The sequence below is a fragment of the Aliivibrio sp. 1S175 genome (assembly GCF_001690985.1).
GTDB lineage: Bacteria > Pseudomonadota > Gammaproteobacteria > Enterobacterales > Vibrionaceae > Aliivibrio.
Genome location: NZ_MAJS01000015.1, coordinates 1 through 20,369, shown reverse-complemented (window position 1 = coordinate 20,369; position 20,369 = coordinate 1). Strand labels below are relative to the sequence as shown.

General features: G+C 39.4%; 14 protein-coding genes, 6 tRNA genes and 2 rRNA genes. 7 read left to right on the top strand and 15 right to left on the bottom strand.

Annotation, left to right across the window (positions count from 1 at the left end):
* Entirely contained in the window at positions 1-717 is a 717-nt protein-coding gene (locus A6E06_RS07915) for a 3'-5' exonuclease (RefSeq protein WP_065593260.1), read from the top strand.
* Between the two features lie 89 nt (positions 718-806).
* On the opposite strand, the gene A6E06_RS07910 is transcribed toward A6E06_RS07915, so the two are convergent.
* The 10 genes from A6E06_RS07910 to A6E06_RS07865 all read right to left on the bottom strand — a co-directional run bounded on the left by A6E06_RS07910 (position 807) and on the right by A6E06_RS07865 (position 9,239).
* A complete protein-coding gene (locus tag A6E06_RS07910) occupies positions 807-2,387 on the bottom strand; it encodes a BCCT family transporter (RefSeq protein ID WP_065593259.1) in 1,581 nt (526 codons plus the stop codon).
* 239 nt (positions 2,388-2,626) lie between these two features.
* Positions 2,627-3,568, bottom strand: coding sequence for an ABC transporter permease (locus A6E06_RS07905; protein WP_065593258.1), 942 nt, complete (start codon positions 3,566-3,568; stop codon positions 2,627-2,629).
* A gap of 2 nt (positions 3,569-3,570) precedes the next feature.
* A complete protein-coding gene (locus A6E06_RS07900; RefSeq protein WP_065593257.1) occupies positions 3,571-4,548 on the bottom strand; it encodes an ABC transporter permease in 978 nt (325 codons plus the stop codon).
* Between the two features lie 162 nt (positions 4,549-4,710).
* Positions 4,711-6,264 (bottom strand): ABC transporter substrate-binding protein, encoded by a 1,554-nt coding sequence (locus A6E06_RS07895; RefSeq protein ID WP_065593256.1) that lies wholly within the window; start codon positions 6,262-6,264, stop codon positions 4,711-4,713.
* A gap of 74 nt (positions 6,265-6,338) precedes the next feature.
* Complete coding sequence (locus tag A6E06_RS07890; RefSeq protein WP_065593255.1) at positions 6,339-8,042, bottom strand: ABC transporter ATP-binding protein; 1,704 nt, start codon at positions 8,040-8,042, stop codon at positions 6,339-6,341.
* A gap of 558 nt (positions 8,043-8,600) precedes the next feature.
* A tRNA-Pro gene (locus A6E06_RS07885) sits at positions 8,601-8,677 on the bottom strand.
* A gap of 84 nt (positions 8,678-8,761) precedes the next feature.
* Positions 8,762-8,837 (bottom strand) — tRNA-His (locus A6E06_RS07880).
* 42 nt (positions 8,838-8,879) lie between these two features.
* Positions 8,880-8,956: transfer RNA gene (locus A6E06_RS07875), tRNA-Pro, on the bottom strand.
* 85 nt (positions 8,957-9,041) lie between these two features.
* Positions 9,042-9,117, bottom strand: a tRNA-His gene (locus tag A6E06_RS07870).
* 45 nt (positions 9,118-9,162) lie between these two features.
* Positions 9,163-9,239, bottom strand: a tRNA-Arg gene (locus A6E06_RS07865).
* A 280-nt stretch (positions 9,240-9,519) separates the two neighbouring features.
* On the opposite strand from A6E06_RS07865, the gene A6E06_RS07860 reads away from it, so the two are divergent.
* The gene (locus A6E06_RS07860) at positions 9,520-9,930 is read left to right on the top strand and encodes a cytochrome c5 family protein (RefSeq protein ID WP_065593254.1); all 411 of its coding nucleotides are present in this window, start codon (positions 9,520-9,522) and stop codon (positions 9,928-9,930) included.
* Positions 9,931-10,003: 73 nt separating this feature from the next.
* Here the strand turns inward: A6E06_RS07860 and rep are convergent, their stop codons facing one another.
* Positions 10,004-12,019 carry a DNA helicase Rep gene (gene rep, locus A6E06_RS07855; protein ID WP_065593253.1) on the bottom strand — a complete coding sequence of 672 codons (2,016 nt, stop codon included), beginning with the start codon at positions 12,017-12,019 and terminating at the stop codon, positions 10,004-10,006.
* Positions 12,020-12,206: 187 nt separating this feature from the next.
* On the opposite strand from rep, the gene A6E06_RS07850 reads away from it, so the two are divergent.
* The 4 genes from A6E06_RS07850 (at position 12,207) to A6E06_RS07835 (ending at position 17,341) form a co-directional block, all read left to right on the top strand.
* Positions 12,207-12,773, top strand: a complete 567-nt coding sequence (locus A6E06_RS07850) for a TetR/AcrR family transcriptional regulator (protein ID WP_083190299.1) — start codon at positions 12,207-12,209, stop codon at positions 12,771-12,773.
* A gap of 18 nt (positions 12,774-12,791) precedes the next feature.
* Complete coding sequence (locus tag A6E06_RS07845) at positions 12,792-13,898, top strand: efflux RND transporter periplasmic adaptor subunit (RefSeq protein WP_065593251.1); 1,107 nt, start codon at positions 12,792-12,794, stop codon at positions 13,896-13,898.
* Between the two features lie 11 nt (positions 13,899-13,909).
* The gene (locus tag A6E06_RS07840) at positions 13,910-16,981 is read left to right on the top strand and encodes a multidrug efflux RND transporter permease subunit (protein ID WP_065593250.1); all 3,072 of its coding nucleotides are present in this window, start codon (positions 13,910-13,912) and stop codon (positions 16,979-16,981) included.
* 108 nt (positions 16,982-17,089) lie between these two features.
* Positions 17,090-17,341, top strand: a complete 252-nt coding sequence (locus A6E06_RS07835; protein WP_065593249.1) for an accessory factor UbiK family protein — start codon at positions 17,090-17,092, stop codon at positions 17,339-17,341.
* A gap of 81 nt (positions 17,342-17,422) precedes the next feature.
* Here the strand turns inward: A6E06_RS07835 and ilvC are convergent, their stop codons facing one another.
* Positions 17,423-18,907, bottom strand: a complete 1,485-nt coding sequence (ilvC, locus tag A6E06_RS07830) for a ketol-acid reductoisomerase (protein WP_065593248.1) — start codon at positions 18,905-18,907, stop codon at positions 17,423-17,425.
* 126 nt (positions 18,908-19,033) lie between these two features.
* Between ilvC and ilvY the strand changes: the two genes are divergently transcribed.
* Positions 19,034-19,918: an HTH-type transcriptional activator IlvY gene (gene ilvY / locus A6E06_RS07825; protein ID WP_065593247.1), complete on the top strand. Its 885-nt coding sequence runs from the start codon at positions 19,034-19,036 to the stop codon at positions 19,916-19,918.
* Between the two features lie 49 nt (positions 19,919-19,967).
* Here ilvY and rrf (A6E06_RS07820) read toward each other — a convergent pair.
* The 3 genes from rrf (A6E06_RS07820) to rrf (A6E06_RS07810) all read right to left on the bottom strand — a co-directional run bounded on the left by rrf (A6E06_RS07820) (position 19,968) and on the right by rrf (A6E06_RS07810) (position 20,355).
* Positions 19,968-20,083: ribosomal RNA gene (gene rrf, locus A6E06_RS07820) — 5S ribosomal RNA — on the bottom strand.
* A 17-nt stretch (positions 20,084-20,100) separates the two neighbouring features.
* Positions 20,101-20,177: transfer RNA gene (locus A6E06_RS07815), tRNA-Thr, on the bottom strand.
* Positions 20,178-20,239: 62 nt separating this feature from the next.
* A 5S ribosomal RNA gene (gene rrf / locus A6E06_RS07810) occupies positions 20,240-20,355 on the bottom strand.
* Between the last annotated feature and the right edge of the window lie 14 nt (positions 20,356-20,369).

Here is a 20,369-nt window from a genome sequence, read left to right as displayed (position 1 = left end):
ATGATATCGAACATTCAACAAGAAATTCTCAATTGGCCAGCTTTCTTTACTCATAAGTTTGAGTCCAGTAAAGATAAACGTCTTCAAAAATTTTATCAAACGGGTACTTACGAAGAAGAAACACCACTCAAAGATATTGAGTTTGTTGCTTTAGATTTTGAAACCACAGGATTAGATGCTAATCAAAACAGCATCATTAGTATTGGTTTAGTTCCTTTTACTTTGGAGCGTATTCGTTGTCGTGAATCGCAACATTGGTTTGTTAAAGCACAAGATAGCCTAGAAGAAAACTCTGTCGTTATTCACGGTATCACTCATTCAGATTTACAGGGTGCCCCTGATTTACGTCGTATTTTAGAGAAAGTATTGGATGCATTGGCAGGGAAAGTGGTCGTGGTTCATTATCGTAAAATCGAGCGTGACTTCTTTGATATCAACTTGCGTAATCTTATTGGCGAAGGGATTGTTTTTCCTGTCGTCGATACGATGCAGATCGAAGGTGATTACCAACAAGAGCAATCTAAAGGGTTAATAAATTGGATTAAAGGAAAACGCCCAGAATCAATTCGATTAGCCAACAGTCGATTACGTTATGGTTTACCGGCCTATCCTCCTCATCATGCTCTCACTGATGCAATTGCAACCGCTGAATTATTTCAAGCCCAAGTTCGTCATCATTTCTCAGAAAATGATCCGATTAGAAGGCTATGGCAATAACAATTAAATAGATGTTTAAATAATATAAATACAAAAAAGCCGATGAAGATTATCTCTCATCGGCTTTTTATTGTTTATTCACTTAAGAATTAAGAACGGTTATGTTTCTCTGTTCTCATGCCCATAAGCAAACTGACACACATCACTAATAGAATAATGGTAAACGGCAGTGCGGTAGAAATAGCACCCGCTTGAAGCGCTTCAACCGCTTGTGTTCCACCAACCCATAGTAGAGCAACGGCAATTGCTCCTTCCATAAACGCCCAAAAAACACGTTGTGGAATTGGCGCATCAACTTTACCACCAGCGGTAATACTATCGATAACCAATGAACCAGAATCTGATGAGGTAATAAAGAACACCAATACCAGCACAACAGCAATCAACGATAAAATGTTACCCATAGGCAATGCATCAAACATTTGGAACATTGCTAGAGAAGCGTCAGTTAACCCTTCAGAACCAAGTGTTCCTACATTATTAATGACTTGATCAATCGCTACACCACCAAATGTCGACATCCAAAGCACAGTAAAGACCGTTGGTACGACTAATACAGCAATCAAGAATTCACGAACGGTACGACCGCGAGAAACACGAGCGATAAACATACCAACAAATGGAGACCATGAAATCCACCACGCCCAATACGTCACTGTCCAACCATGCATCCACGCTTGATCCCCACGACCATGTGGATTACTTAATGGAATAATATTTTCAATATAACCCATTATAGTAGTTGGAATTGTCCCCATTGATACAGAGAACGAAACCAAAGCAACAAAAGCAACCAATACAATCGCAATGATCATATTAATATTACTGATAATTTTTACACCACCATCAATACCGCGCATTACCGAAACAACCGCAAGTAAAGTAACAATGAAAATAATCGCAACTTGTAAACCTAAGCCACCTTCAATACCAAATACGTGCTGGAAGCCACTTGCTGCTTGTTGGGCACCAAGACCTAAAGAGGTAGCAAGACCAAATAAAGTCGCTAGAACCGCAAGAATATCAACAATATGACCTGGCCATCCCCATGTACGATCTCCTAAAATTGGATAGAAGATTGAACGCATAGAAAGCGGTAAGCCTTTATTATAAGAAAAGAACGCTAGTGATAAGGCAACAACACCATAAATAGCCCATGGGTGAATACCCCAATGGAACATGGTCGCACCAAGTGCTAATTGTCTTGCTTCTGGAGTATAAGCTTCCACACCTAATGGAGTTTCAAACCAACCGGTAAAGTAAGCAACAGGTTCTGCAACCCCCCAGAACATAAGACCGATACCCATACCGGCAGCAAATAACATCGCAATCCAAGAGATCATCGAGTAATCAGGTTTGGCTTTATCACCACCAAGACGGATCTTACCAAATGGAGAGACAATCAATGCTAAACAAAAAACAACAAAGATGTTCGCAGACCACATAAACAAACCATCAAATGCATTGATAATTTGTGACTTTAAATCATTTAAAACTGTTTTCGCGGTTTCTGGATCCGTCACTGCAACTGCAATTAAGAAGAGTGCAATTAAACCAGCACTAATACCGAAGACGGTATTATGAATATCCAATCCCCATTTTTGAACGTTATCCTGTCCAACAGTATAATCCGTATTATCTATACTGTACTTGTCCTTATTTCTACTCATTATTCCTCACTTCGAGCCTTAGCTCTCTGTTTTGGTTTAATTCAAATACTCGCTTTAAAATATTTAAACACACCCTATGATCCTAACAACTGAGCAAATTATTACCAGTAAAAGCGGTAAATTAGCCGATAAAACAACAAAACAAGCCAAATACTCGCCTTTGTAAGACATTGTTCATGTTTTACAGATAAAAAAAAAGCGATGAACTAAATCATCGCTTTTCTGCTTATTTTAACATATTAACCTTTATAAATTTTCGGGTTAAATACGTCTCTCAGCCAATCTCCAAGTAGATTAATGACCAAAACTAAAGTAACTAATACCAAACCAGGAAAAGCCGTGATCCACCATGAACCAGAGAAAATATAGTTAAAACCAATACTGATTAATGAACCTAGTGAGGGTTGATCTACCGGTAGGCCTAAACCTAGGAAAGATAACGCTGCTTCTGACATAATCGCATTGGCAATTTGAACCGTTGAGATAACCAAAATAGGAGATAAACAGTTAGGTAAAATATGACGGAACATGATTCTTGGAGAACGGAATCCCATCACTTTTGCTGCCTCAACGTATTCTTTTTTCTTTTCAGCCAATACTGATGCTCTAATAGTACGCGCATATTGCGGCCATTCAGCAATACCAATAATCACAACCAACATGATCACCGCATACTGACTAAAGAATTCGGTTCCAAAACTGGCTTTAAAAATGGCTGAAACAATAATCGCAACCATCATGGTTGAGAATGATAACTGCACATCCGCAAAGCGCATTAAGAAGCTATCAATTCGTCCACCGAAATACCCTGCAGAAAGACCAATAACGATACCGAGAGTCAGCTGTACTGCTACCGCTAGAAAACCAATCGTCAATGACAGTCGAGACCCATAAAGGATAGTCGATAAAACATCACGACCTTGGTCATCTGTACCTAGAAGGAAACGCTCATCTCCCTCTTCCATCCAAGATGGCGGTAGCTCCGAGTCCATAATATCAATAGAACTTAAATCGTATGGATTGGTTGGCGCTAGAACGGGTGACAGTAGCGCCCCCAATACAAAGACTACAAAAACAGCAAAGCTAAACATTGCTACTTTGTCACGTAAGAAGTAGTACAAGAAATCCGATGATTTAAATCGTTCCCAACGCGTTGGAACGTGGTTAGTTGTCGTGTTCATGATTACGCTCCTTTGCCTGTAATATCTACTGTGGGGTTAATTAATCCATATAACAAATCGACAATCGTATTGGTTACGACGAAGATCAAACCTACAAAGATAACGTAAGCCGTAATCAAAGGTGTATCTACACGGTTAATCGCTTCTAAAAATAAGAAACCCGTTCCCGGCCATTGAAAGACCGTTTCAGTCAAAATGGTATAAGCCACCATCGTACCGATTTGAACCCCACCCACTGTTAATACTGGTAACATGGTATTTTTAAGCGCATGTTGATAATAAATTTTGTTTGTTGCGATGCCTTTTGCCTTTGCAAACTTGATGTATTCAGAACTCAGTACTTCGATCATTTCTGAGCGAACCAAACGAATAAATAAAGGCAACATAATTGAAGCAAGAGAAACACATGGCAATACTAAGTGCGCTAAACCATCAATAGTAAAGAATCCTGATTCCCAACCGAATAAATTATAAGTCTCTCCTCGCCCATAAGACGGTAACCAATTTAACTCAATAGAAAATACATACATCAGCATGATTGCGGTTAAGAAGACTGGAATAGAAATACCAACACTACTAAACGCCATGATCGCTTTGGTAAAAAAACTTTTGGGATGAATCGCAGAATACACACCAAGAGGTATCGATAAACAAATAATGATTAACGCCGCACCCAACACTAATTCCAGTGTCGCTACGAGTTTATCAAGAATGACCTCAACCGCTGGTTTTTTAAAAAAGTAAGAGGTGCCCAAGTCACCTTGAACTGCATTAGTAATGAAACGAGTATACTTTGTGACGAATGGATCATTTAATCCAAGATCATCTCTCAGAGCTTGACGCTCTGCTTCTGAAACTGATTGTCCAACCAATTCACGTAACGGGTCACCCAAGTTATCTTGAATGGAAAACGCAACCAGACTGATCACAAACATCACTATCAGAGCCTGAAACAGGCGCTTGACCAGAAACGTAAACATCCCTTGTCCCCTTAATCTATCCTAAGAATGACATGATAATTATCATGCCGAATACCTACTAACTCGCATTAGCTTAGGAGGTATAACACTTTTTTATTGTAATTTAGTACAAAGAAAGGTTGCTTTGATTCATTCAAAGCAACCTAATTTATTACTTAGTATTTACTCAACAACTAAATCACCAAAGTATGGGTATTCCATTGAGTTAACAATTGGTTGAATATTGATGTTTGATTTTGCGCCCCATGCAAGATTCTGCCAATGCAAAGGAACAAATGCCGCGTCGTTATACAACGTATCTTCTACTGTTTTCAGCATTTCACTGCGTTTTGCAGGATCCGTTTCTACGTTTGCCGCTTCAATTAGACTGTCAACTTCAGGGTTTGAATAGTGACCACAGTTATACTGACCTTTACCTGTTTCTTCATTACGAGTCATCGTTAAGAACTCAGTAAGGTTCGCTGAATCTTCAGTATCTGAGTGCCAACCGATCATCATCATATCCGCTGAACATAAATCAAATTCTGGCCAATATTGTGCTTTTGGCAACGTTTTAAGATCCACTTTGATGCCGATCTTAGACAACATTGCTGCCGCTGCTTGAGCGATTTTTGCATCATTAACATAACGGTTATTTGGCGCCATCATGCTAAGTTTGAAACCATCTTCGTAACCCGCTTCTTTCATCAACTCTTTTGCTTTTTTAAGATCATAACGTGGAACTAAATCAGCGTCATAACCAGAATAACCAGGAGGAGATTGCTGACCTGCAGCAGTAGCAAAGCCTTTCATGATTTTCTTAACGATACCTTCGTTATTGATTGCATGAACGATAGCTTGACGAACACGTACATCTTTTAATGCTTCGTTACTTGTTTGATTCATTTGGAATGAAATTAGACGAGTACCTGGCAATGTAACTAAATCGATGCCCTTCGTATTTTTCACTCGCTTATGATCATTAGGTGCCACAGGTGCGATAACGTCTACGTCACCAGAAAGAAGTGCAGCAACACGTGTGGCATTTTCTTTAATTGGAACCAAAGTCAGCTCATCGACGTTACCTGGAGAATTTTTATCCCAGTAACCATCAAAGCGATCAAAAACAACTTTTACGCCTTGTTCACGAGATTTAACAACAAATGGACCAGTACCTGAGATGTGCGTTGAAGCAAATGAATTACCGTGTTTTACAATTTCACCTTTCTCTTTACCATCTTCAGTTTTACCTGTGTAGAACTTACTGTCCATAGGGAAAAGGTAAGTCGCGGTTTGCAAAACTAGTGGATAAGCACCTTTAGAAACAAGTTCTACCGTGTAATCATCAATTTTTACTAATTTTTCGTACGGTGCGAAAATCGCTTTAAAATCCGCAGAATCTTTAAGGCGATTAAATGTCCATACCACATCATCTGCAGTCATTGTGTTGCCAGAATGGAACTTAACGCCTTTACGTAACGTAAAACGGAACGTTTTGTCATCGACACGTTCCCATTTTTCTGCCAAACGAGGTTCAAAGTCGAACTCTTGCGTATAACGAACTAGGGGATCAAACACCATGTGGGACAGTTGCAATGTACCGCCTGATAGTTGCTCATGTGGGTCAAGAGATACTGGGTCAGCATCATAAGCTACCGTAATATCTGCAGCAGCAGCACTAAAGCTTAGGCCAGCAGCCATAATCGCGATCGCTAATTTAGTCTTAATGGTTTTCATTGCATAACTCCTTATGCGGGAATCAATCCCTAGTTTGTTGTATTTTATTTATTATTAGACGGTTTTCACCGTTGTTACCCTTCTCTTAACCCTTTAAATTCAGGCATAAGAGAAATTAATTTTTTGCTGTATTCGTGCTGTGGATTCGTATATAGGTTTTCTGTTGGGGCAACTTCAAGCAATTTCCCCATTTGCATTACACCTACACGATCACACATCTGACGAATAACGGGTAAATCGTGGCTGATAAACAACATGGTTAAATTTAACTCATCTTGTAAATCTTTTAATAAGTTGAGGATTTGCGCTTGAACCGATACATCCAAAGCAGACGTTGGCTCATCACAAATTAATAGACGAGGGCGAGTAGCAAGTGCTCGCGCAATTGAAATTCGTTGACGCTGACCACCAGAAAATTCATGCGGGTACTTCAATGCAGCCATTCGGCCTAGACCGACATGATCCAAAAGATCATTAACGATCTGTTGCGTTTCTGATTCTGAACGCGTTAATTTATGAAAACGAATCGGTTCTGCGATGATATCGAAGATTTTCATACGTGGATTCATTGAGGTATATGGATTTTGAAATACCATCTGCATTTGACGACGCATTGGACGACGTTCTTTTTCAGATTTAAGCGCAGTAAGATCAATCCCTTCAAAGGAAATTGAACCTGAATTTGGCGGGTATAAACCCGTGATAATACGTGCAATAGTTGATTTGCCAGAACCAGACTCACCAACCAGACCAAAGGTTTCCCCTTCATGGATTTCAAAGCTAACATTATCTGAAGCTTGAACATATTCTCGACGACTTTCAAACATAGAGTCTTTCGTCACAAAGCGAAGGCTTACATTATCGACTTTTAACAATGGACCGGAATATTCACGCTGATCTTGGCTTTGTCCTAACCAATGTGTTTTTACATCAATAGATTCATGCTCTACCGCTTCTTCGATATAACTCACTAAAGGAAAGCGTTCTAACTTAATATCTGAACGAGGCACTGCGGATATCAAACTACGTGTGTATGAATGATCAGGGTCGCCCAATACTTTTTCTGTCTTACCAAACTCAACTAAATCACCACGGAACATTACGGCAACTTTATCGGTAACGTTAGACACAACACCCATATCATGAGTAACCAACATGCAGCCTACGTTTTTCTTAACGCAGAGATCTCGGATAAGACTTAATATTTGATCTTGAATTGATACATCCAATGCTGTTGTTGGTTCATCTGCAATAATTAAATCGGGCTCACCCGCTAACGCTATCGCAATAACAACACGCTGACGCATACCACCTGAAAACTGATGTGGATACTGTTTAAGGCGGTTTTCAGGCTGTGGTATACCAACTTGATTCATAAGAGACAAGGCACGTTCATAGGCCTCTTCTGATGATACTTTCAAATTAGCATGAATGGTTTCTATGATTTGTTGTTCAACAGTAAATAGAGGATTTAGAGATGTCATAGGATCTTGGAAAATAAACCCTATTTTAGAACCTCTCACTTTTCGCATCGCTTCTGTAGATAGGCCTGAAATCTTCTCTCCATCTAAAAATACCTCTCCGCTGGCGATAACACCGGGAGGGCTTAATAAATCGATAACAGCATTACCAACGGTTGATTTCCCCGCGCCTGACTCACCAACAACACCAACGATCTCACCACGTTCAATTGAAAGCGACAATGATTTTACTGCGGCATGAACGCCATGGCGAGATGGGTATTCGATACGTAAATCTTTAACTTCTAAAAGTGACATTATCAGACTCCGACTACTCGGCAGCATCCTGCCCTGTCTGTATATTGATTCCATTCATAACTGTGATGAACAGCAGTTACTTGATAAGAACATCAATGTAGTCAATTATTCACAAAAAAGCAACAATCAAAGAGTATAAATCTACTATATGCCTTTTTGCTGCATAAATAATCATTACCATTCGCTTTAATCGATATCTATCGCTATTGAGATAAACGCAAAATCAATAATAAACAACCAGTTATTAATAATTAAATAAATAGGAAGTAAAACTGCTTACGTTCTAATTTAGATAACTTTACATAAATAGTCGTAACATTTATAAGCAAACGTTTAATTGGTTTAAGCGGGTTATTTAGGATTTAATATCTAAAAACCCTTTATAACTTAGTGGATATAATCAAAATAAAGGTAAAATCAAGCGATAGAAACTTAGAAAGAGAAGAAGAAAAAGAAGAGTAAAAGCACAACTTAAAATAATGATTTTGTGATGAAGGTTAGAATAATATAACGCAGAAATGAAAAAAGCCTCGTCATTTCTGACGAGGCTTTTAAATGTGGTCGGTGAAGAGGGATTCGAACCCCCGACCCTCTGGTCCCAAACCAGATGCGCTACCAAGCTGCGCTATTCACCGATTTTTTATTTGATTCTTGGGATGTTACTTGAATCAAAATAGGGAACATCATTTACGGAGTAAATTTAGTTACCTTAAAATTAATGGGGTGGCTAACGAGATTCGAACTCGCGACCACCGGAATCACAATCCAGGGCTCTACCAACTGAGCTATAGCCACCACAAATTTTTTATATAACCGCTACTGCGATTATTGAAATAGTGGTCGGTGAAGAGGGATTCGAACCCCCGACCCTCTGGTCCCAAACCAGATGCGCTACCAAGCTGCGCTATTCACCGACAAATTTCGTTTCGATTCTTGGGATGTTACTTGAATCAAAACTGGAAACCTGTATTTACTAAGTAAACTTGGTTACCAAAATAATGGGGTGGCTAACGAGATTCGAACTCGCGACCACCGGAATCACAATCCAGGGCTCTACCAACTGAGCTATAGCCACCACTACTTTATTACGTTTTTCTGTGCCTTTAATTTCTATTCCGGATGGCACGCCCGAAAGGATTTGAACCTTCGACCTTTGGCTCCGGAGGCCAACGCTCTATCCAACTGAGCTACGGGCGTATACCCTATCGGCGGAGAGGAATAATACGGATATGGGTGTCCTTCGTCTAGTGTTTTTTTTACTTTTTTTATCGTTTGGTCTCTTTTTCGACAATTTATGCCTGTTTATCCTCATTTTCTTTAAACTAAGTGGTTTATTGCAACAATTTAAGCAGATATACTCACCCAATATTTACATGAAGTTAACGCGGCTATTTTGTTAAGTTCGCTTTTCTGCTCGGTAAATACAATAAAATTAGCTTAAGCCAATAATAATAACTGGGAGTGTAAAGTGAGCTTTATGGAAAAATCTATTCGTAACATCATTATTGCAACAATCGCTGCATTAACTTTTTCAACTACCTCTTTTGCAGCAAGTAACTCTGACGATGCGATAACTGAGCGAATTAAGCCTGTTGGACAAGTTTACCTAGCAAGTGATGTTCCTGTTGTTGTTGTGGAACCGACAGGGCCGAGAACGGGTGAGCAAGTGTATAAAACTTTCTGTACTGCCTGCCACTCAACTGGGGCTGCTGGGGCACCAAAAACTCAAAACGCAGCAGACTGGGCTCCTCGCATAGCAAAAGGGATGGATGTATTAAAGGAGCATGCTCTTAATGGCTTTAACGCTATGCCTGCTCGTGGGACTTGTATGAATTGTACTGATGATGAAGTTGTAGATGCTATTAACTATCTAGTTAAAGGGTTATAAATAAATCCTGATCTAATTCAAATCGACAAGTTAATAAAAAATGCCCACAGCAAAATAGTTGTGGGCATTTTTATTACTTTTTGAGCATGGCTCTAAGGTTCGCTATATTACTTTTTCCTCTTTCCATCCTCTCATCTTGAGAAAGTTTTGGCTTTTTCATTTCCCAATCTAGATCGTCATGGGGAAGCTCTTCAAGAAAACGACTTGGCTCTGGACGAATTAACTCTCCATATTGACGACGCTCTTTACATAGAGTAAACGTCAGTTCTTTTTGTGCTCGCGTTATTCCTACGTAAGCTAAGCGTCGTTCTTCATCAACATTATCTTCATCAATGCTCACTTGGTGAGGTAAAATGCCTTCTTCCACTCCGATTAGATAAACATAAGGGAACTCAAGTCCTTTAGAGGCATGCAGAGTCATTAATTGAACTTGATCTGCCCCATCAGCATCTTCACTACGCTCCATCATGTCTCGTAGGGTTAAACGTTGAACAACTTCTTTTAATGTCTTTTCTTCATTATCGTAATTATCACCTTCTAAATCAGCAACAATCCACGAATAAAGATCAGAGACGTTTTTCATTCTCATCTCTGCTGCTTTTGCGCTAGTAGATGTCTCGTACAACCAATCTTCATAGTGAATATCTTTCACAAGAGAGCGTACCGCTTCAACGGTATTACCACGTTCTGCATTTTCAGAAATAGAAACAATCCAATGGCTGAAACGACGCAACGACTCCAGCCCCCTTCCTGATAACGTTTGCTCTAATCCCATTTCAAAACTGGCTTCAAACAAGCTCTTTCCACGCATATTGGCGTATGTGCCTAGCTTTTCTAAAGTCACAGGACCAATTTCACGACGAGGCGTATTCACAACTCGTAAAAAGGCATTGTCATCATCAGGGTTTGTTAGCAGACGTAAATACGCCATGATATCTTTAATTTCAGATCGAGAGAAAAAAGAGGTCCCACCTGAAATTTTATAAGGAACCCTATTTTGCACTAAGGATTTCTCAATCAAGCGGGATTGATGATTACCACGATATAACACAGCATAATCTTTATAATCAGTTCGATTTAAGAATCGATGCCCAATGATTTCACCCACCACTCGTTGAGCTTCATGCTCATCATCTTTTGCTGTGAGTACTTTTATCTGCTCCCCATCAGGGATTTCTGAAAAAAGACGTTTTTCAAATACGTGAGGGTTATTAGCAATAAGTATGTTAGCCGCTCGTAGAATTCGGCTGGTCGAACGGTAATTTTGCTCCAGCTTAATCACTCGTAAATTTGGATAATCTTCATTTAATAGCACTAAGTTTTGAGGCTTGGCACCACGCCACGAATAGATAGATTGATCATCATCTCCTACAACCGTTAAGCGCCCTCTCTCTCCGACTAATAACTTCACCAATTCATACTGACTGGTGTTGGTATCTTGATACTCATCCACAAGTAAATAGCGGATCTTCATTTGCCAGCGTTCACGAACCTCTTGATTGGTTCGAAGCAGTAATACTGGTAATGATATAAGATCATCAAAATCAAGCGCGTTATAGGCTTTCATTTGCGTTAAATACATTTCATAGCAAAAAGCAAATAATTGGTCTTGCTCCGAACGAGCAAAACCTTTTACTTGCGCAGGGGTTAGCATGTCATTTTTCCAATTGGAAATACTGCTTAACAACTGGCGCAATAAATCTTTATCACCATCAATCTGCTTTTCTGTGAGCTCTTTTAATAAAGCCAATTGGTCTTGATCATCAAATAAAGAAAAACCGGCTTTCAGCCCAAGCACTTTATATTCTCGTCGAATAATATCTAAACCTAACGAGTGAAAAGTAGAGACCATTAACCCTCGTGATTCCTGCTTATTTAACGTTTGTCCGACACGCTCTCTCATTTCTCGCGCAGCTTTATTGGTAAACGTTACCGCGGCAATGTTTCTTGCCTTATAGCCACACGTCTGAACGAGGTAAGCTATTTTATTTGTGATTACACGGGTTTTACCTGACCCTGCACCAGCCAATACTAAACATGGCCCAGAGACAAATTTTACTGCCTCATCTTGCTGTGGATTAAGTCTCATGAATCACCTATAAAATCGATAATGAATTATTTGCGTCTATAATAAAGCGGTCGACTTGGGAATACCATGTAAACAATCAATGAAAAAATGTGATCTTTACGTTTCTTGACACAAAAATAGATTACATTTTATTCGCCGTGCCCTAAAATAATGAATGAACGTTCATTCATTTCATAAGGACCAATTTATGAAAGAAAAGCGGCGGCTTATTTTAGAGTCAGCAGAAATGTTACTTGCTAGAGATGGCTTCCATGGCTTATCTATGCAAAAAGTAGCGAATCAAGCAGGCGTTGCCGCAGGTACGATTTATCGCTACTTCGATGATAAAGAAGCGTTAATTCAAGAAATTAAGTTCAATATTCTGAACCGTGTGGCTTGTGCTATTCAAGCTGATGTGTGCGATACCGACCCATTGAAAGTTCGCTTTCGTACCATGTGGTTAAACATTTGGCACTTTGCTATTTCAGAAAAGAATACTTTTTTGAATCGTAATCAATACGACTCTCTCCCTTCTACTGATCTGGTGAAATTTAAGGAATTAGAGGAAAAAATGTTTGCCCAAGTAAATCAACTCTTTGTCGATGGACTTGAACAAGGTGTATTTAAACCTCTTAGCGTAGAAATATTAACTGGCCTTAGTTTAGAAGCGAGTGTTTGTTTAGCTCGAAAACATGCTCAAGGTTTTTTTACTTTAACAAACGATGATCTCGATGCGGCAATTGAAGCCAGTTGGGACGCTATTATTAAACACTAATTTGGAGTTCTAATCAGAATGAAAAAGTGGACTTTCTTTATGTTACTTCTTGCCCTACTTCTTTTCGGTAGTGTGATTGGTTTTAACATGTTTAAACAACAAAAAATCGCTGAATATATGGCTAACCGACCTGAGCCTGAGTTTCCGGTGACAGTTGAAACTATTAGTTCATCTCATTGGACTCCAACAATTGACGCGATTGGTTTTATTGAACCAAACCAAGGTGTAACACTAACTACTGAAGTTAACGGTATTATCGATAAGATCTCGTTTGATTCTGGCAGCCAAGTGAAAAAAGGGCAGTTACTGATTTCTCTTGATTCTAAAGTAGAGAAAGCCAATTTAAAAAGTACTCAAGCTCGCCTACCAGCTGCGGAAGCAAAATATAAGCGTTATAAAGGCTTGTACAAAAAAGGGTCTATTTCTAAAGAATCGTACGATGAAGCGGAAGCAAATTACTTCTCTCTTGCTGCTGATATTGAAGGCATGAAGGCATCAATTGAGCGTCGTGAAATTAAAGCACCGTTCTCTGGTGTTGTAGGTATTCGTAATGTGTATCTTGGTCAATACTTACAACCAAGTACTGATATCGTACGTTTAGAAGATACTAGTATCATGCGTTTACGCTTTACTGTTCCTCAAACAGATATCTCTCGTATCAATATTGGTCAAGAAATTGATATTAGTGTCGATTCATACCCTAACGATATCTTCAAAGGATCGATTAGTGCGATTGAACCTGCGGTAAACATTCAAAGCGGTCTAATTCAAGTTCAAGCTGATATCCCTAATAATGGCGGAAAGCTACGTAGTGGTATGTTTGCTCAAGCAGATATCATCTTACCGACATTAGAGAACCAAGTTGTTATCCCACAAACAGCAATTACCTACACTCTTTATGGTGATAATGTTTACATCGTAACTGAAAAAGACGGTGTTAAGCGTGTTCAACAGCATGTTGTGAAAGTTGGTGAGCGTTCAGAAGCTATTGCTCACATTCTTGACGGTGTTAAAGCTGGCGATGTCGTTGTTACATCTGGCCAAGTACGCTTAAGTAATGATGCCAAAGTACGTATCGTGGAAAGCGATGCAACAACACCACCAGCTGAAACACCAATGCTGTAATCGGAGGAACTATGCGCTTTACTGATGTTTTCATTAAACGTCCAGTTTTAGCGGTATCAATCAGCTTTTTGATTGCTTTGCTTGGTATCCAAGCTATCTTCAAAATGCAGGTTCGTGAATACCCTGAAATGACGAATACCGTTGTAACGGTAACAACAAGCTATTATGGTGCGAGTGCTGATCTTATCCAAGGTTTCATTACTCAACCCTTAGAGCAAGCGGTGGCTCAGGCCGATAATATAGATTTCATGACGTCACAATCTGTAATGGGTCAATCAACCATTACTGTAACGATGAAATTGAATACGGACCCCAATGCCGCATTATCTGACATACTAGCTAAGACTAACTCTGTTCGATCACAACTTCCAAAAGAAGCAGAAGATCCAACCGTTACCATGTCAACAGGTTCAACCACTGCGGTACTTTATATTGGCTTCACAAGTGATGAACTTGTATCAAGTCAAATTACCGACTACCTAGAACGAGTGGTTAACCCACAACTATTTACCGTTAATGGTGTTTCAAAAATCGACCTTTATGGTGGTATGAAATACGCACTACGTATTTGGTTAGATCCTGCCCGTATGGCGGCAATAAACATGACCGCGACGGATGTTATGGGTGTATTAAATGCCAATAACTTCCAATCAGCAGCAGGTCAAGCAACCGGTGAGTTCGTTCTTTATAATGGTAGCGCAAACACACAAGTTTCTAATGTAGAGGAACTTGAACGTTTAGTTATTAAAACAGAGGATGGTGAAGTCGTTCGCCTAAGCGATATTGCTAAAGTATCTCTAGAAAAAAGTCACGATGTATACCGTGCAAGTGCAAATGGTAAAGAAGCCGTTGTTGCCGCAATCAATGCCGCACCAAGTGCTAACCCTATTAACATTGCAGCAGATGTTTTGGCGCTTTTGCCTCAACTAGAAAAAAACCTTCCTACAAACATCAAAATGAACATCATGTATGATTCTACGATTGCGATTAACGAATCAATTCATGAAGTTATTAAAACAATTATCGAAGCGGCAGTCATCGTACTTATCGTTATCACGTTGTTCTTGGGCTCATTCCGAGCTGTAATCATTCCCATTGTGACTATCCCATTATCACTTGTTGGTGTGGCAATGGTTATGCAGGCGATGGGTTTCTCATGGAACTTGATGACTCTACTCGCGATGGTACTCGCCATTGGCTTGGTAGTAGATGATGCAATCGTTGTACTAGAAAACGTAGATAGGCACGTTAAGCTTGGGGAGACTCCATTTAGGGCCGCGATTATTGGTACGCGTGAAATCGCAATACCTGTAATTGCAATGACTCTAACATTGGGTGCTGTGTATGCTCCTATCGCTATGATGGGTGGTATTACTGGTTCATTGTTTAAAGAGTTTGCTTTAACGCTCGCGGGTTCTGTATTCGTTTCTGGTATCGTCGCACTAACACTATCTCCTATGATGTGTTCTAAGATGCTTAAAGCAAATGAGGTTCCAAGCAAATTTGAAAGTACGGTTCATCATTTTCTTGATGGTATGACAAACAAATATGAACGAATTCTTGGCTCGGTAATGCAACACCGTCCAGTAATAATTGCGTTTGCTGTTATCGTTTTTGCTAGCCTACCATTACTCTTTAAGTTCATTCCAAGTGAACTTGCTCCTTCGGAAGATAAAGGGGTAGTAATGCTTATGGGTACAGGTACATCTAACGCTAACTTAGATTACCTACAAAATACGATGAATGATGTAAATACAATCCTTTCAGACCAACCTGAAATTGCATTTGCTCAAGTATTTACGGGTGTACCTAACTCAAACCAAGCATTTGGTATCGCTTCAATGGTTCCTTGGAGTGAACGAGAAGCAAGTCAAGCCGAGGTAACAGCTCGTGTTGGTAAATTAGTTCAAGATGTACCTGGTATGGCTGTTACTGCATTCCAAATGCCTGAACTTCCTGGTGCAGGTTCTGGCTTACCAATCCAGTTTGTAATTACAACACCAAACAGCTTTGAGAGCTTATTCCAAATAGCTACCGAAGTATTAACTGATGTTAAAGGAAGCCCTCTATTTGTTTATTCTGATATCGATTTAAACTTTGATTCTGCGACAATGAAAATCAACATCGATAAAGATAAAGCAGGCGCTTATGGCGTAACCATGCAAGATATTGGTATTACGTTAAGCACAATGATGGCTGATGGTTATGTAAACCGTATCGATCTAAATGGACGTTCTTATGAGGTTATCCCTCAAGTCGAACGTAAATACCGCCTAAACCCTGAATCAATGAATAATTATTATGTTCGTTCGATCAGTGGTGAAGCTGTACCATTAGGTAGCTTAATCTCAATTAATGTAATTGCCGAACCGAGATCATTGCCTCATTTCAACCAATTAAACTCTGCAACCGTTGGTGCTGTACCTGCGCCAGGAGTTGCTATGGGCGACGCTATCACTTGGTTTGAAGATATTGCAAACACAACACTACCAAGTGGATATAATCATGATTACATGGGTGAAGCCCGTCAATATGTGACTGAAGGTAGCGCACTATATGCAACCTTTGGTTTAGCATTAGCGATCATCTTCTTAGTTCTTGCGATTCAATTTGAATCTATTCGAGATCCATTAGTAATCATGGTATCTGTTCCGCTAGCAATTTGTGGTGCTTTAATCGCTCTTGCTTGGGGCGCGGCAACAATGAATATCTACTCTCAAGTTGGTTTGATAACGCTTGTAGGCTTAATTACTAAGCATGGTATTCTTATTTGTGAAGTGGCAAAAGAAGAACAACTCCATCACCTCAAGAATCGTATGGAAGCCGTAACCGAAGCTGCTAAAGTTCGTCTACGTCCAATCCTAATGACGACGGCTGCGATGATTGCAGGTCTTGTTCCTCTAATGTATGCAAGTGGTGCTGGTGCGGCTCAACGCTTTAGTATTGGTATTGTAATCGTAGCTGGTCTAGCGATTGGTACGTTATTCACACTGTTCGTACTACCTGTAATTTATAGTTACTTAGCAAGTGAGCACAAACCATTACCTGTTTTTGAAGAAGGTAAAGAGATTAAAGAATCTTAATGGTCAATTGATATTAAAGGCTACTTCGGTAGCCTTTTTTTTATTTCGATAGCGACAATTGGCAAGGCTTTACTTAGAATAAAGAAAATATTCAATTAAGGGTAAATGATGTTTGATCCAAAGAAATTAGAACAAGTAGCAAAACAAATTCATGACTCAATGCCGCAACCAGTAAAAGAACTAGGTAGCGATGTTGAGCAAAAAGTTCGCCAAGTTATCCAAGGCCAATTAAATAAGCTCGATGTTGTAGGTAGAGAAGAATTTGATGTTCAAACTCAAGTTCTGTTACGCACTCGCCAAAAAATCACGGCGATGGAACAAAAACTGGCTGAATTAGAAAAAAAACTATCAGAAAAGTAATTCGATAGAATCATAATTTACGCATAAAAAAATGGCTTAACCATCACTGGTTAAGCCATTTTTATATTCATTTGGAATTAATTAGCCACCAACTGCAATACGCTTCATATCACTCATATAGCTACGTAGCTCTTCACCGATATATTCTACTGGATGGTTACGAATTGCTTCATTAACAGCGATTAACGTTGCATTATCAACTTGATTTGATGTTTCACCTAAACCACGACCAATTACGTTAGTCTCAACTGATGGCATAAACTTCTCACGAAGTAGTGGCGTTGCTACATTAGCAAATAAATAATTACCATATTCAGCCGTATCAGAAATTACTACATTCATTTCATACAAGCGCTTACGAGCAACTGTATTTGCAATTAGTGGTAGCTCATGCAGTGATTCGTAGTATGCAGACTCGTCAACAATACCTGATGAAGTCATTGCTTCAAAGGCTAATTCAACACCAGCACGAACCATAGCAACAAGTAGAATACCGTTATCGAAATATTCTTGCTCTGAAATCTCTACGTCTGACTCAGGGTAATTTTCAAATGCAGTTTGACCTGTCTCTTCACGCCAACCTAATAGGTTCACATCATCATTAGCCCAATCAGCCATCATTGTACGAGAAAATTCACCTTGAATAATGTCATCCATATGTTTGTTGTATAGGGGACGCATTAACTCTTTTAGCTCTTCAGATAGTTCGAACGCCTTTACTTTTGCAGGGTTAGATAGGCGATCCATCATGTGAGTAACACCACCAAATTTAAGTGCTTCAGTAATCGTTTCCCAACCAAATTGTAGCAATTTACCTGCATAGCCAGGCTCAATACCATCAGCGATCATCTTCTCATAAGAGACAATTGAACCCGCTTGTAACATGCCACATAAGATAGTTTGCTCACCCATTAAGTCAGATTTCACTTCAGCGACAAAAGAAGACTCAAGACAACCAGCTCTGTGGCCACCTGTACCCGCAGCCCATGCCTTTGCAATATCCCAACCTTCACCTTTTGGATCATTTTCAGGGTGAACAGCAATCAATGTAGGTACACCAAAACCACGCTTATATTCTTCACGTACTTCTGTACCAGGACACTTAGGCGCAACCATAACAACCGTTATATCTTTACGGATCTGCATCCCTTCTTCTACAACATTAAAGCCGTGAGAATAACCTAGCGCTGCACCTTCTTTCATTAGCGGCATTACAGTTTCAACAACATTTGTATGTTGCTTATCTGGCGTTAAGTTAACAACAAGATCTGCTTGAGGAATTAGTTTTTCATAGCTTGCAACTTCAAAGCCATTTTCTTTGGCATTTTTATATGACTGACGCTGTTCATCAATCGCTGCTTGGCGTAGTGCATATGCTACATCTAAGCCTGAGTCACGCATATTAAGACCTTGATTAAGACCTTGAGCACCACAACCTACAATAACCACCTTCTTTCCTTTAAGGTAATCAGCTTCTGTTGCAAATTCCTCACGGTCCATAAAGCGACAACGACCAAGTTGATCCAACTGCTCGCGTAAATTCAGTGTGTTAAAGTAATTAGCCATGATAAAACTCCATAAATATCATTTAATCCATTAGGATGATCTTGTGTATAAAAAGATAATAACGAAAGATTAACATTGTCAAAAGTGATATATTAGCAACACATGATTGCAATATAGGCAACATAAATGAACATAAAACTTCTACAAACTTTCCTACATCTTTGTGAAAGTCATAGCTTTACTCAAACATCAAAAGCGATGCACTTAAGCCCTTCAGCTTTAAGCCGACAAATTCAAAAATTAGAAGATGACGTTGGGCATCCATTATTTATTAGAGATAATCGAAGTGTTGAACTAACAACAGCAGCTAAGCAACTTATACCTATAGCCTTAAATATATGTGCGGAATGGAGTGGTTACAAAGCAAATTCTAATACCGTTAATAATACACTTAAGGGGCAGCTTAATTTATTTTGTTCAGTAACGGCAAGCTACAGTCATTTACCTCAATTATTAAACGATTTTAAAGTTAACTATCCCCACATAGATATTAAACTATCTACTGGTGATCCTGCTCAAGCGATCAATAAGATTGAAACATCAGAAGTAGATATTGCAATATCAGCTCTTCCAGAAACCCTATCAAATAAACTCGCCTTTGAAATTATCAGCGAAATACCACTATCAATCATAGCTCCAATTGGTAACAATCACTTCATCAGTGAAATTAATAAAGAAAATAAAAATTGGAAGTCATTGCCTTTTATTTTGCCTGAGTCTGGGACTGCGAGGAATAGAGCAAATCAATGGTTTAAGGAGCAGAAAATTAAGCCCACAATTTACGCTCAAGTATCAGGACATGAAGCAATTGTGAGTATGGTGGCGTTAGGTTGCGGTATAGGTATTGCTCCAGACGTGGTAATTAATAACAGTCCAGTAAAAGATAAAGTTCAACGCCTAAACATATCACCTATAGCTCCATTTAAATTAGGGTTATGCTGTAAAAAATCAAAACTAAATGACTCTGTTATTCAGGCTCTTTGGCAAGTTGCAGAAAATACTTTTATTTAATGATTAAAACGAAAAAAGGCTTCCCAATGGGAAGCCTTTTAAAATTCAAGCCTAGCGATGTCCTACTCTCACATGGGGAGACCCCACACTACCATCGGCGCTATTACATTTCACTTCTGAGTTCGGCATGGGATCAGGTGGGTCCATAATGCTATGGTCGCTAAACAAAATCTGTCAGTAAATGGTGCTGATACCCAGACTCGAACTGGGGACCTCACCCTTACCAAGGGTGCGCTCTACCGGGCTGAGCTATATCAGCAATAACTATTTACTTTTGTAATGGAAAAAAAGCCATCCTTTGGATGGCTTTTTAAAATTCAAGCCTGGCGATGTCCTACTCTCACATGGGGAGACCCCACACTACCATCGGCGCTATTACGTTTCACTTCTGAGTTCGGCATGGGATCAGGTGGGTCCATAACGCTATGGTCGCCAAGCAAATTCTTTCTAT